Here is a 13270-nt window from a genome sequence, read left to right on the forward strand (position 1 = left end):
TCCAGGATTTCGGCATTCAGGTGCATGGGGAAACCTCGACAGCAAGACAGTCGTAAAGCTTGGCGAGTTGGCTCTGCAGGGCGGAGTCGGCGCGGTCGCCCTCCACCGTCATGCGCAGATGCCAGCGATCGCCGTCGGGTTGCGCCTCGCCGTCCACAGACAGGGGACGGAAGCCGCGACGCTCGGCGGCGCCCAATACGCGAGCCAGCGCGCCTTCGGCCTGGCGCAGGGTCAGTTCAAGCTGGTATCGCATGGGCGTCCTCCTTTTCGGCGGTGGTGGGGGGCGTCAGGCTGACGATCGCGTCGGCGTCGTTGGCCTCGGGGTCGAGCATCTGGGCGTTGTTGTGGTTCGGCGGCACCAGCGGCCAGACGTTGGCGGCCTGGTCGATGGCGACGTGCAGCAGCACCGGGCCCGGGGTGTCGAGCATGTAGGCCAGCGCTTCCTCGACCGAGTCGGCGCGGTCGACGTACATGGCCTTGATGCCGAACGCGGTGGCCAGGGCGCAGAAGTCCGGGTTGTCGGACAGGTCGATCTCGGAATAACGGCGTTCGAAGAACAGTTCCTGCCACTGCCGCACCATGCCCAGGGCCTGGTTGTCGAGCAGGACGATCTTCACCGGCAGGCGGTAACGCGCGGCGGTGGCCAGCTCCTGCACGTTCATCAGGAACGAGCCGTCGCCGCTGACGCAGATGACCTGCGGCTCCGGCTCGCCGTCGCGGCGCAGCGCCAGTTGCGCACCGATCGCCGCGGGCAGGCCGAAGCCCATCGCGCCGAGGGCGCCGCTGGTCAGGTGCTTGCGCGGGTCGTCGAAGCGCCAATGCTGGGCGACCCACATCTGGTGCTGGCCGACGTCGCAGCTGACCACCGCTTCCGGCGCCAGCTCCGACAGACGCTTGAGCAGCGACGGCGCGTACACGCTTTCGCCGGGTGCGTCGTAGCGCGGCGTGCAGTCGCGCTTGCGTTGCAGGCAGGTGTCGCGCCAACTGCGGCGTGCGTTGCCGTTGCGGCCGCGCAGTTGCGCGGTGCACGGCGGGGTCAGCGCATCCAGCGCGCGGCGCAGGTCGCCGTTGACCGCGGCATCGGCGTGACGCAGCTTGCCGATTTCGCAGGCGTCCAGGTCCATGTGGACCACGCGCGCGTTGGGTGCGAACTCGGCCAGCTTGCCGGTGGCGCGGTCGTCGAAGCGCGCACCGACCACGATCAGCAGATCGCATTCCTGCACCGACATATTGGCGGCGCGGTTGCCGTGCATGCCCAGCATGCCCAGGTTCAAGGGATGCGCGGCCGGCAGGGCGCCCAGGCCCTTCAGGGTCAGCACCGCCGGGATCTGGCAGCCGTCGACGAAGGCGCGGAAGGATTCGACCGCATCGCCCAGAGCGATGCCGCCGCCGCCGTAGATCAGCGGCTTCTGCGCATGTGCGATCAGCGCCGCGGCTTCGTGATACGCCGCGTCCGGCGCGCTAGGCACCAGATCGGTCGGCAGCGGCACGTGCGCGGCCAGATGGGTGGCGTCGGCGTTCTGCACGTCCTTGGGCAGATCGATCAACACCGGGCCCGGACGGCCCGAACGCGCCAGCCGGAAGGCTTCGGCGACCATGCCCGGCAGATCATCCACCCGGCGCACGATGAAGCTGTGCTTGACGATCGGCATGGTCATGCCGAACACGTCCAGTTCCTGGAACGCGTCGGTGCCCATCAGCGAGGTCGCGACCTGACCGGTGATGGCGACCATCGGCACCGAGTCCAGCATCGCGTCGGCGATGCCGGTGACCAGGTTCGACGCGCCCGGACCGGACGTGGCTACGCATACACCGACTCGCCCGCTGGCACGGGCATAGCCGTTGGCCGCGAAAGCCGCGCCTTGCTCGTGACGGACCAGCACATGCTTGAGGTCCGACCCGTGCAGGGCATCGTAGAAAGGCATGATCGTGCCGCCCGGATAACCGAACAGCGTGTCCACGCCTTCTGCGGCCAGTGCTTGCACCAGCCAGCGGGCACCGTTCATCAGGCGGCCTCTTCCTGTCGTTCGCCGCGGGGCGCGGCGGGTGCGGCGGTCTGCGCTTTGGGCGCGGTGTCCAGCCACTTCATGTTGGCGCGCAGCTTCTTGCCGACGGCTTCGATCGGATGATCGAGGTCGCCCTGCTTGAGCTTCTTGTAGTTGGCGTTGCCCGAGGCGTATTCGGCGATCCACTGGCGGGCGAAGGTGCCGTCCTGGATTTCCGCCAGCACCTTGCGCATCTGCGCCTTGGTGTTGTCGTCGACCACGTAGGTGCCGCGGGTCAGCGCGCCGTACTGGGCGGTTTCGCTGATGAACTCGTGCATGCGGGTCACGCCGCCTTCGTAGAACAGGTCGACGATCAGCTTCAGTTCGTGCAAGCACTCGTAGTAGGCCACTTCCGGCTGATAACCGGCCTCGACCAGGGTTTCCCAACCGGCCTGGACCAGCTTGGTCGCGCCGCCGCACAGCACCGCCTGTTCGCCGAACAGATCGGTCTCGGTCTCTTCTTTGAAGGTGGTCTTGATCGCGTTCTGGCGCGCGCCGCCGATGCCGCCGCAATAGGTCAGGGCGAACTCTTCGGCGCGACCGCTGGTGTCCTGGTGCACGGCGTAGACGCTCGGCACGCCGCGGCCGATTTCGTATTCGCGGCGGACCAGCGCGCCGGGGCCCTTCGGCGCGACCAGCACCACGTCGAGGTCGGCGCGCGGGGCGATCTGGCCGTAGTGCACGTTGAAGCCGTGCGCGAACAGCAGGCAGGCGCCCTGGGCGATGTTGGGTTCGATCACGTCGCGGTAGAGCTGCGCCTGGACCATGTCCGGGGTCAGTACGGCGACCAGCTCGGCGCCGGCGACGGCTTCGGCCGGCGACTTGACGGTGAAGCCGTCGGCCTTGGCCTTGATCTCGGTCGGGCCGCCCGGGCGCAGGCCTACGGTGACGTCGAAGCCGGAGTCGCGCAGGTTCAGCGCATGGGCGCGGCCCTGGCTGCCGTAGCCGACGATGGCGATCTTGGGGCGGGAGGCGGTGCTGGTGGTCATGACGGATCTCGGTAGGAAGGAGTGAGTGCGGAGGAGTGAGGAGTGAGCGGAGGTGCGGTCACGCGGGTTCTGGAAACGGGGTGTCGATCAGCGCTGCGTCGATCTTTTTCGATGACGGCGATTGCAGTGGGCCGGGCGCGGTAACCGCGCCCTGCGAGGCCGAGCCGACCAGGCGCGCGTACTTGGCCAACACACCGGTGGTCACGCGCGGTTCGATACGCGCGGGCTCGCGCGCGGCGAGGTCGGCGGCGACGTCGAGACGACGCGTCTTGACGTCGATGCTGACCACGTCGCCTTCGCGCAGACGCGCGATCGGGCCGCCGTGCGCGGCTTCCGGCGAGATATGGCCGACCATGAAGCCGTGGGTGGCGCCGCTGAAACGGCCGTCGGTGATCAGCGCGACGTCGTTGCTCAGGCCCTGGCCGACCAGCGCGGCGGTGACCGCCAGCATTTCGCGCATGCCGGGGCCGCCGGCGGGACCCTCGAAGCGGATCACCACGATGTCGCCGGCGTTGATCCGGCGCGCCTGCACCGCAGCGAACGCGGCTTCTTCGGAATCGAACACGCGCGCCGGGCCGGCGAAGTGTTCGCGGCCGTGACCGGCCAGCTTGAGGATGCAGCCTTCGGGCGCCAGGTTGCCGTACAGGATCGAATAGCCGCCGCGCGGCTTCAGCGGGTCGGAGATCGGGCGCACCACGTCCTGGGTGTCGGCCATCCGGGCCTCGGCCAGTTCCTGGAAAAAGGAACGGCCGGTGACCGTCGGAATATCCTCGATCAAACCGGCCGCTTTCAATTCGCGAGCCACCAGTGCCGCACCGCCGAATTCGAACATCTCCGCGGCGGTGTAACGGCCGCCCGGTTTCAGGTCGGCGATGACCGGCGTATGCGCGGCGGCTTCGAACTCTTCCAGGTCGAAGGCGACGCCGGCTTCGTGGGCGATCGCCAACAGATGCAGGGCCGCATTGGTGGAACCGGCGGTGGNGGGAGAGAGAAGCGCTCGCGGTCTCGGCCCGCCATTGCGCAACTGTTGCATGACCATTTCGCCGCAGGCGCGCGCGGCCTCGGGCTTGTCGGCGTGGATCGCCGGGATGTCGTTGAGGCCCAGCGGCGACAGGCCCAGGAAGGTCAGCACCATCGCCATGGTGTTGGCGGTGAACTGGCCGCCGCAGGCACCGGCGCCGGGGCAGGCATGCGATTCGATGCGATGCAGCTCGGCGTCGTCGATGCGCCCGGCCGAATGCGCGCCGACCGCCTCGAACACGTCCTGCACGGTCAGCGGCTTGTCGTCCTGGCCGGCCTTCGACGGGCAATGGCCCGGCATGATCGTGCCGCCGTAGAGGATCACGGTCGGGATATCCAGACGCGCCGCGGCCATCGCCGCGGCCGGGATGGTCTTGTCGCAACCGACCAGCAGCACCATCGCGTCCAGGCAATGGCCGGACACCGCCAGCTCGATCGAGTCGGCGATGGTTTCGCGCGAGGCCAGCGAGGCGCGCATGCCGTCGGTGCCCATCGCGATGCCGTCGGTGACGGCGATGGTGTTGAACTCGATCGGCGTGCCGCCGCCGTCGTGCACGCCGCGGCGCACGTGCTGGGCCAGGTCGCGCAGGGTGATGTTGCACGGCGAAACGTCGGACCAGGTGTGGACGACGGCGACCAGCGGTCTGGCGATGGCCGCGTCGTCGAGGCCGGTCGCACGCAACATCGCGCGTGCGGGGGCTCGGGCCGGGCCTTGCTTGATGGCGTTGCTTCTCACGAACAGGTGTTCCTAAGTCGTTGGCGACAGGAACCCAGGGCCTTAAAACGAAAAACCCCGCGCCTTTCGGGCGCGGGGTCTAGGTTCTTTCGACCTGGGTTGTGTGGTTTTGCTACACGAACCCGACTCCCGCGCTGGTAAGCGAGGTAATAAGTACGAGGACGAGAATAATCGTGGCGATGGCCGGACCGTGTCGGAGCGCAACGCGCGCGGCGTCGTTCGAGGCCTGCTGGGCCTGGACCGAAGTCGTCTGCGAGTGGTTGTTGCGCTGCGTCATGTCAGCGAGAAGAACATGCCCGTTCTGGGCTTGTCAATAGTTTCTGGAAAAACCATCCGGACGCGTGCGAGCGGTCACAGCTCGCCTGTCCGGCGAATGTGCCTTGTCTTCGATTCTGGTTCCCGCGTTTCGACGTGGAAGTCTCATTGCAGTTCCCCCCTTTGAAAAAGGGGGGCAGGGGGATTTGTTTTTGCCCCTGATCGCAAGGCCGAAGCAAATCCCCCACGCGTCGGCACGTTCAGGCTTCATGCTCTCCGGGGCGTGGCCCCCTTTGCCAAAGGGGGCGATAGAACGCGCGCGCCCACCTCCGTATTACGTCATCGCTTGCAGTTCCCCCCTTTGCGGTCGCTTGCAGTTCCCCCTTTGGAAAAGGGGGGCAGGGGGGATTTACTGTGGCTTCGATCTCAGCGATCGAAGCAAATCCCCCAGGCATCGGCGCGTTCAGGCTTCATGTTCACGCCGGGCGTGGCCTCTTCTCCAAAGGGGTACATAGACCGCGGGCGATCCCTTTAGGCGCCATCCGCCAACAAGCGCTCCCGCAGCGCCGCATAGTCGGCCGCCAACGGCTCCGCGTTCGCCGGCCGGGCCAACGACTCGGCCAGCGCCGGCGGCGGTTCCACGGCATGACCGATCAAGGGCTCGACGATGCTGTCGAACTTGGCCGGGTGCGCCGTCGCGACCACCGCCCAGGGGCGTTCGTCGCCTTGCGCGCGCAGGGTCTCGAGCAAGTGCAGGCCAGTCGCGGTGTGCGGGCAGGGCACGATGCCGTGGCGCTGCGGCGCGTTGCGGATGGTCTCGGTGATGGTGGCGTCGTCGACGCCGACCGCGCGCACCGCGGCACGCAGTTCGGCATCGTCGCGGTGCCAATGGCGCAGGCGTTCGAAGTTGCTCGGCGCGCCGACGTCCATCGCGTTGGCGAGGGTCGCCCGGGTCGGCTGAGGAAGATAGTCGGCGCCGGCGAAATAGCGCGGCAAGGTGTCGTTGGCGTTGGTCGCCAGCACGATCTCGCCGATCGGCAGTCCCATGCGCTTGGCCACGAAGGCGGCGCAGGCGTTGCCGAGGTTGCCGGTGGGGACGATGAAGTTGAGCGGCTCGCCGCGTTCGGCGTAATGGCGTGCGGCGGCATGCGCGTAATACGCCGCCTGCGGCAGCAGCCGCCCGAGGCTGATGCTGTTGGCCGAACTTAGCGGCCGTTGCGCGCGCAGGGCTTCGTCCGACAGCGCTTGCTTGGCCAGGCGCTGGCAGGCATCGAAATCGCCGTCGACGCGCAGCGCGCGGACGTTGTCGCCCCAGCAGCCCAGGCCGTGCGCCTGGCGCGGCGAAACGCGGCCATCGGGATAGAGGATCACCACCTCGAAACCGGGGCGGCGATGGAAGGCGGCCGCGACCGCGGCGCCGGTGTCGCCCGAGGTCGCGACCAGAATCGTGGTCGGCGGCGCATCGGCCTCGCGCAGGCCGGCGAGCGCTTCGGCGAGAAAACGCGCGGCGTAGTCCTTGAACGCGGCGGTCGGGCCATGGAACAACTCGAGCAACCAGTCGTCGGGCCGCGACAGCGGGCGTAGCGGCGCATCGAAGGAGAATGCGCGCTCGCAGATCTCGGCAAGTCGTTCGCGCAGGCGCGAGTGCTCGAAGTACGGTGCCAGGACTGTCTGCGCCGTGTCGGTGAGGCGTTCGGCTTTAAGCGGCTGCGACAAAGGCGGGATGCGTTCGGGCACGTAGAGCCCGCCGTCGGGCGCGAGACCGGCGACGAGCGCCTGATCGATCGCGGTCGGCGGGGTGTTGCCGCGGGTGCTGAGGAAGTTCATGCGATGTCCGGAAGTGATGGTGTTGCGCTTGCAGGGAGAGCAGTCCCCCTTGGTCCCCCTTTATCAAAGGGAGAAGACAAGCACGTCGAATAGGTGGAGGCGGGAAGTAGGTGAAAGCCGGAAGCCGGAAGCTCTTGCCGTTGCTGCCCCTCCCTTTTTGAAAGGGGCAGGGGGGCTCTGCTTTTCCGCTACCCGATCACCTCCGCGCGCGGTCCCGCCACCGGCGTGACGTAAGCGCGCGAATCGAAGCCGGCATCGGCGAAGGCTTGCTGCATCGCCGGTGCCGCCGCAGCGGCTTCGGCGCGCGAAGCGAACCAGGCGAAGCAACTCGGGCCGGCGCCGGAAATGCTCGCGCCGAGCGCGCCGTGATCGAGCGCCGCCGCCTTGACCGCGGCGAAGCCGGGGATCAACGGTGCACGGCGCGGTTCGACCAGCAGGTCGACCAAGCCTTCGCGCAGCAGGCCGGCGTCGCCGCGCTGCAAGCCGGTCAGGAACAGCGCCAGGTGCGCGCTCTGCTTCACCACCAAGGGCAGCGCATACGGATCGGCGAGCACGGCGCGGGCGCGCCGCGTTTCCAGCACCTGGTCGGGATGCACCACGACCGCGTACAGCCAGTCGGGCACCGACAGCGGAATCATCCGCGTCGAGGTCGCCATGACCACACCGCCCAGCAACATCGGCGCGACGTTGTCGCCGTGGCGGCTACCGCTCGACACCGATTCGCCGTCGAGGGCGAATTCGTACAGCGCATCGCGCGACAGCGGTTGCGCGAGCACCGCATTGGCCGCGACCAACGCGGCGACGCAGGACGCCGCCGAGCCGCCGAGCCCGGAGCCGAGCGGTATGCCTTTGTCGAGTTCGAGTTCGAAACCGTGCTCGAGACCGAGTTTTTCGCGCAGCGCGATCAAGGCCTGGCCGGCGGTGTTGCGCGCGGCTTCCAGCGGCAGCGAGTCGGCGCCGGGCACGTCGCCGCGGATCGCGCGGATGCGTACTTCGGGCGCCTCGATGCGCCGCACCGTGGCGACATCGCGCGGTCCTTCGATCGAATGGCCGAGCAGGTCGAAGCCCACGCCGATGTTGCCGACGCTGGCCGGCGCGAACGCGCTGGCCTGGCGCCGCTGCGCGGCTGCGTCGGCGGCCGACGGAGCGGAAGAGGAGGCGGAAGAAAAAGCGGCGCTCATGCACGGGCTCCAAGGGTTTGCGCGATCGTCAGCAGGTCGCCGAATACGCCGGCGGCGGTGACGTCCGGGCCCGCGCCGGGGCCTTGCACCACCAGCGGATTATCGGCGTAACGGCGCGTGCGGAACTGGATCAGATTGTCGGTGAGCGCGCCGTGCAAGGCGGCATGGCCCGGCGGCGGCGAGACCACGCCGACGCTGGCGCGGCCTTCGCGATCGAGACGGGCGAGGTAGCGCAGGCTGAGGCCGGCGGTGCGCGCGGCGTCGAAGCGCTGCTGCAGCGGCGCATCGAGTTCGTGCAGGCGCTCGAAGAATTCTTCCTTCGATACGCTGCGCAGCGCTTCCGGCACCAGGCTCTCGACCTCGATCTGGTCGAGCGACAAGGCGCGGCCGGCTTCACGGGCGAGGATCACCAGCTTGCGGGCGACGTCCGTGCCGGACAGGTCGTCGCGCGGATCGGGTTCGGTATAGCCCAGCGCATGCGCTTCGCGCACGAGTTCGGAGAACGCAGTCTGGCCGTCGTAGCGGTTGAACAACCAGGCCAGCGTGCCCGAGAGGATGCCTTCGACTTCGGTCAGTTCGTCGCCGGTGTCGAGCAGCGAGCGCAGGGTCTGGATCACCGGCAGGCCGGCGCCGACCGTGGCTTCGTAGCGGAACTGGCCGCCGCTGCGCTCGGCCTCGCGGATCGCCTCGTAGCGCGCCAGCGGGCCGGAACCGGCGTGCTTGCTCGGCGTGACGATATGAATGCCGGCGGCGATCCATTGCGGATAGAACGCGGCGACCGCGTCGCTGCCGCTGCAATCGACGATCAAGGCATGCGGGATGTGCTCGGCGCGTACGTGCGCGGCGAAGCGTTCCAGGTCCAGGGTTTCCACGCCATCGGCGGCCAGCGCCTCGTGCGCATCCTCGAAGGCCATCGCGCGCGGCGCCAAGTGCATGCGGCGGCTGTCGGCGATCGCGCGCAGGCGCAGGTCGACCTTGTTGTGGCGGCTGTCGCGCTGGAAACGCGATTGCGCTTCGTGCAGTTGCGCGAGCAGGGCGCGGCCGACCTTGCCGGGGCCGATCAACCCGATCGACAGGCAATGCGGCGACAGCCAGAACGCCGAGTGCGCGGCGCGCAGGGCGCGGGTGGCGTCGCGCGCGGCGATGGCGACCGAGATATTGCGTTCGCCGGCGCCCTGGGCGATCGCGCGCAGATTGATGCGCGCCTTGGCCAGGCCGTCGAACAACTGCGCGGCGACGCCGGGCGTGCCGACCATGCCGTCGCCGACCGCGGCGAGCACGCAGATGTCCGGGGTGACGGTGACTTCCTGGGCCTGGCCGTCGGCCATGGCATCGGCGAAGGCGGCGACGATGGCGTCGCGGCCGCGCGCGGCCTGGTCGGCGCGCACCACGCAGCAGATCGAATGCTCGGACGAGCCCTGCGAAATCATCGTCACCGACACGCCGGCGCTGCGCAGCGCGCCGAACAGGCGTTCGGCGGTGCCGGGCACGCCGACCATGCCGTTGCCGATCAGTTCCAGCACCGCCAGGTCGTGGACCAGGCTCAAGCCCTTGACCGGCGCCGCATCGGGTTCCGACACCAGGCTGATCAAGGTGCCGGGCGCCTGCGGATTGCGGGTGTTGCGGATGCGCAGCGGGATGCCGCGTTGCTGCACCGGGGCCAGCGTTTGCGGATGCAGGACCTTGGCGCCGAAATAAGCGAGTTCGCAGGCCTCGGCATACGACATCGTCGGCAGGCACACCGCATCGGGCACCAGGCGCGGGTCGGCCGACAGCACGCCGTCGACGTCGGTCCAGATCGTCAGCGCATCGGCGTCGAACAGGTTGGCGAAGATCGCCGCGGAGTAATCGCTGCCGTTGCGGCCAAGCGTGGTGTCGTGGCCCTGAGTGTCGCGGGCGACGAAACCGGTAACGACGACATCGTTGTCGGCATGGTGTTTGCGCCAGTCGGCGAGGCGCGCGCGGCTCAGCGCCCAATCCACGCCGACGCCCATCTCGCCCGGATGCACCACCAGCACCTCGCGCGCGTCGAGCCGCGTCCAGCCCGCGCCATCGCCGCCGAGTGCGGCGTGCATGAGGTAGGAAGACAGAACTTCGCCGAGGCCGGGCAGGGCATCGGCGTAGGCGCCGTCGGAGGCGGTCGCGAGCGCTTCGAGCGCCGCGCGCAGGCCATCGAAGTCGGTCTCGATCGCCGCGTGTGCACCGTGACGGTGTTGGCCGTCGAGTGCGTCGGCGGTGTCGAGGTGGCGTTGGCGCAGCTCGGACCAGGCCGGTACCCAGTTCTGGCCGGCGCGGGCGTCGGCGACCAGGGCGACCAGGGCGACCAGCGCATCGGTGACGCCCTGCATCGCCGAGACCACCACCACCCGTTGCGGTGCGCCGTCGTCGAGCAGGCCGGCGGCGACGCGGTAACGGCCGGCGTCGGCCAGGCTGCTGCCGCCGAATTTGTGAGCATGGCGTGCGGGCGCGCGTACCGGGGCATAGGCCGATTCCTGCGCCGGTGACGCGGCGAAGGCTTGCGCGGGTTTGGACGGTTCGGCGTCGGACCCAGCCGCTTCGGGCGGGTCGTCGGGGCCTTGTTGAGCGAGGCCTGGCTGAGCGAGGCCTGGCTGAGCGAGGGCGGGCTGAGGTTGAGCGGACGACATGGAAAACTCCTGATGGAGCTCCGTGTCCCGGTTCGGGTGAGGCTGGCAGCCCGCACCCTGGTCGGGTGCGGAGCGGCGTGGTCGATTAGCTGGACACGCCCGTCCGCACCTTGTGAGAGGTGGTACCGGTACCGGTGGTGGTAATCGACATCGACACAATCGCCGATACCCCGCCTTGCGGCTGGGTCGAGACGTTGTGGGCGATGGCGAAGGCGGGGTGCATGGGGCTAGCAATAACCCGTCGTTGTGCGGCGCGTCAAGTGGGGGGCGGCAGGAATGTGGCGAACGGCGGAATCGGCCGCCGCCAGGGCCCCCTGTCCCCAGCCGGACGCGGACCCGGGCGGGGGACGCGCCGGCGCGGACTCAGCGGCCGTAGTTCGCGGTGATCCGGGCCTGGCCGATGACGTGATCGCGCAGCATGAAGGCGGCCAGGGCGCCGCCGGCGTTGGCGTCGACCTTGAGTTTGTCGACCTTGAGCGCCCACACCGTGAATTCGTAGCGATGTGTGGTGCCGGCCGGCGGGCAGGGCCCGGCATAACCGGGCTTGCCGAAATCGTTGCGGGTCTGCACGGCGCCCGGCGGGAAGGCCTTCGCAACCGCGCTCGCGCCGCTGTCGAGAAACGTGGCCTTGGCCGGGATGTTGACCACCACCCAATGCCACCAGCCCTTGCCGCCCGCGGCGTCGGGATCGTGCACGGTGATCGCGAAACTGCGGGTGCCGGCCGGTGGGTTGTGCCAGGCCAGCGCCGGCGACTGATTGGCGCCCTTGCAGCCGAAACCGTTGAACACGTAGCGCGCGTCGATGGTGTCGCCGTCGCGGATGTCGGGGCTTTCGACGACGAAGTCGGCGGCCAATGCCAGCGGCGAAGCGAGCAGCAAGGCGATGGACAGAACATGGCGCAACAGGTTCATGGCGTGGCATCCGTGTGGGCGATGGACCGAGGCGAAGGCATCGGCGGGTCATGGGCGTGCAAGCGGCACGATCATGAAAGGAACGGCTGTGCATTATCGCCAGCCGGCGCGGCCTGGCGAATGTCGGCGTGTCAGGCGTGGCTCAGCTGCCCCACGGCGGCGGAGGCGCCAGCACCGGTTGGGTCAGGTCGAATTCGACCCGGAACAATCGCCCCGGGCGGGCGAGTTCGTAGACGAAGCGGCGCTCGTCGATCTCGATCGCCCAGACATTGGGAATCGAGACCGCGCGGCCGAGCTTGCCGAACAAGGCCTTGCTTTCGTCGTCGGCGGGAAACTCGTAGCGGCCGGCGCGCGGCGACTCGCGCCAGTCGCCGCCGTATAGCGTCATGGCGTCGGCGCTGCCGTCGGCGTGGCGATGATCGTGCTTGAGATTGAAGCGCGTGCCATCGTCGCGCAGCACCCAGGTGCGCGAGCGGTCGTCGCCGACATGGAACGGCACCCGGATTTCGTTCGCCCCGCATTCGCGCACGTGCATGACCAGCGGCTTGCCGGCGAACGGGTCGTCGGCGCTCTTGGGGGTGTCGACGACGACGCGCCCGGCGAAGGCCTGGCCGCACAGCGGGCGCAGGCGGTCGAGCAGGTCGGAGCGATGGCTCGCCGCGGTGGCGGCTGGCGCGGCGAGGCCGGGGGCGGGGCCGGGCTTCGCCGCCGGGCCGGCGCAGGCGGACAGGGCGATGGCCAGCGGGGCCACGACCAGCGCGGCGAGGGTGGGCAGAACGTGGGCGCGTCGGCGCGGCAGGGTCGGTTTCATCGCCGAACCCTAGCCGGCCCGGTCATCGCGGGCAATCGCCGCCGTCGCCGGATTGGCGCCGTCGCCGGTTTCCATGTCTAATGCGCGTTGAAGCGGGGGTACCGCCGATGGCCTGAACGGCCCGGTGGTTGAGACAGACCCTTCGAACCTGATGCGGTTTAGACCGCCGTAGGGAAGCTTCGCCGGAGGCGCCTTCAGCGCGTCCGCGCGCCGCCCGCTTCGTCCCGGCTCGAATGAGCGAACTACAGGACGAATTCCGATGAATGCGGTGCCCTCCGAACTGATCCAGCAAGCCGAGAAGCTGTCGGCCGACGTTACCCGCCCGATCCCCGGCTCGCACAAGATCCACGTGCAAGGCTCGCGTCCGGACCTGCAAGTACCGATGCGCGAGATCGCGCTGGCACGCACCCCGACCATCTTCGGCGGCGAAGACAACGCGCCGCTGGCGGTCTACGACACCTCGGGCATCTACACCGACACCGGCGCGGTCATCGACCTGGCCGCCGGCCTGGCGCCGCTGCGCGCCGGCTGGATCGCCGAACGCGGCGACACCGAAGCGCTGACCGGCCTGTCTTCGGAGTTCGGCCGCAAGCGCGAGCACGATCCCAAGCTCGCCCATGTGCGTTTCGGCAACCGGCCGCTGCCGCGTCGCGCGAAAAACTTCGGAACGGCCGGCGCCGCCAACGTCACCCAGATGCATTACGCGCGCCGCGGCATCGTCACGCCGGAAATGGAATACATCGCGATCCGCGAGAACCAGCGCCTGGAAGCGATCCGCGAAGGCCATCTGCTGACCCAGCACCCGGGCCAGAGTTTCGGTGCGAACATCCAGAAGATCATCACCCCGGA

General features: G+C 69.0%; 9 protein-coding genes, 1 pseudogene and 1 riboswitch. Of the genes and pseudogenes, 1 reads left to right on the forward strand and 9 read right to left on the reverse strand.

Annotation, left to right across the window (positions count from 1 at the left end; translation table 11 throughout):
* Positions 1 to 16 precede the first annotated feature (16 nt).
* From ACTJJK_RS17775 to ACTJJK_RS17815, 9 genes are all read right to left on the reverse strand, one after another.
* Entirely contained in the window at positions 17 to 253 is a 237-nt protein-coding gene (locus ACTJJK_RS17775; protein ID WP_031370333.1) for an ACT domain-containing protein, read from the reverse strand.
* Positions 237 to 2006 carry an acetolactate synthase 2 catalytic subunit gene (gene ilvG, locus ACTJJK_RS17780; RefSeq protein ID WP_440730847.1) on the reverse strand — a complete coding sequence of 590 codons (1770 nt, stop codon included), beginning with the start codon at positions 2004 to 2006 and terminating at the stop codon, positions 237 to 239. The genes ACTJJK_RS17775 and ilvG overlap by 17 nt, the downstream gene beginning before the upstream one ends.
* On the reverse strand, positions 2006 to 3034 hold the full coding sequence (gene ilvC, locus ACTJJK_RS17785; RefSeq protein WP_051884318.1) for a ketol-acid reductoisomerase: 1029 nt from the start codon (positions 3032 to 3034) through the stop codon (positions 2006 to 2008). The genes ilvG and ilvC overlap by 1 nt, the downstream gene beginning before the upstream one ends.
* Before the next feature lie 58 nt (positions 3035 to 3092).
* Complete coding sequence (ilvD, locus tag ACTJJK_RS17790) at positions 3093 to 4790, reverse strand: dihydroxy-acid dehydratase (RefSeq protein ID WP_440730848.1); 1698 nt, start codon at positions 4788 to 4790, stop codon at positions 3093 to 3095.
* 786 nt (positions 4791 to 5576) lie between these two features.
* Positions 5577 to 6872, reverse strand: a complete 1296-nt coding sequence (gene thrC, locus ACTJJK_RS17795; RefSeq protein WP_440730849.1) for a threonine synthase — start codon at positions 6870 to 6872, stop codon at positions 5577 to 5579.
* A gap of 188 nt (positions 6873 to 7060) precedes the next feature.
* Positions 7061 to 8053 (reverse strand): homoserine kinase, encoded by a 993-nt coding sequence (locus ACTJJK_RS17800; protein WP_031370338.1) that lies wholly within the window; start codon positions 8051 to 8053, stop codon positions 7061 to 7063.
* Positions 8050 to 10698 (reverse strand): bifunctional aspartate kinase/homoserine dehydrogenase I, encoded by a 2649-nt coding sequence (thrA, locus tag ACTJJK_RS17805; RefSeq protein WP_440730850.1) that lies wholly within the window; start codon positions 10696 to 10698, stop codon positions 8050 to 8052. Before thrA ends, ACTJJK_RS17800 begins: the two co-directional genes overlap by 4 nt.
* A gap of 363 nt (positions 10699 to 11061) precedes the next feature.
* Complete coding sequence (locus ACTJJK_RS17810; RefSeq protein WP_440730851.1) at positions 11062 to 11610, reverse strand: YbhB/YbcL family Raf kinase inhibitor-like protein; 549 nt, start codon at positions 11608 to 11610, stop codon at positions 11062 to 11064.
* A 142-nt stretch (positions 11611 to 11752) separates the two neighbouring features.
* Positions 11753 to 12421 carry a hypothetical protein gene (locus ACTJJK_RS17815; protein ID WP_440730852.1) on the reverse strand — a complete coding sequence of 223 codons (669 nt, stop codon included), beginning with the start codon at positions 12419 to 12421 and terminating at the stop codon, positions 11753 to 11755.
* 84 nt (positions 12422 to 12505) lie between these two features.
* A riboswitch (TPP riboswitch) is annotated at positions 12506 to 12614 on the forward strand.
* Positions 12615 to 12680: 66 nt separating this feature from the next.
* On the opposite strand from ACTJJK_RS17815, the pseudogene ACTJJK_RS17820 reads away from it, so the two are divergent.
* A pseudogene (locus ACTJJK_RS17820) lies at positions 12681 to 13270 on the forward strand (phosphomethylpyrimidine synthase ThiC); the annotation flags it as partial.

It is taken from the genome of Lysobacter sp. 22409 (assembly GCF_052045105.1).
In the GTDB taxonomy this organism is placed as follows: Bacteria; Pseudomonadota; Gammaproteobacteria; order Xanthomonadales; family Xanthomonadaceae; genus Lysobacter; species Lysobacter antibioticus_B.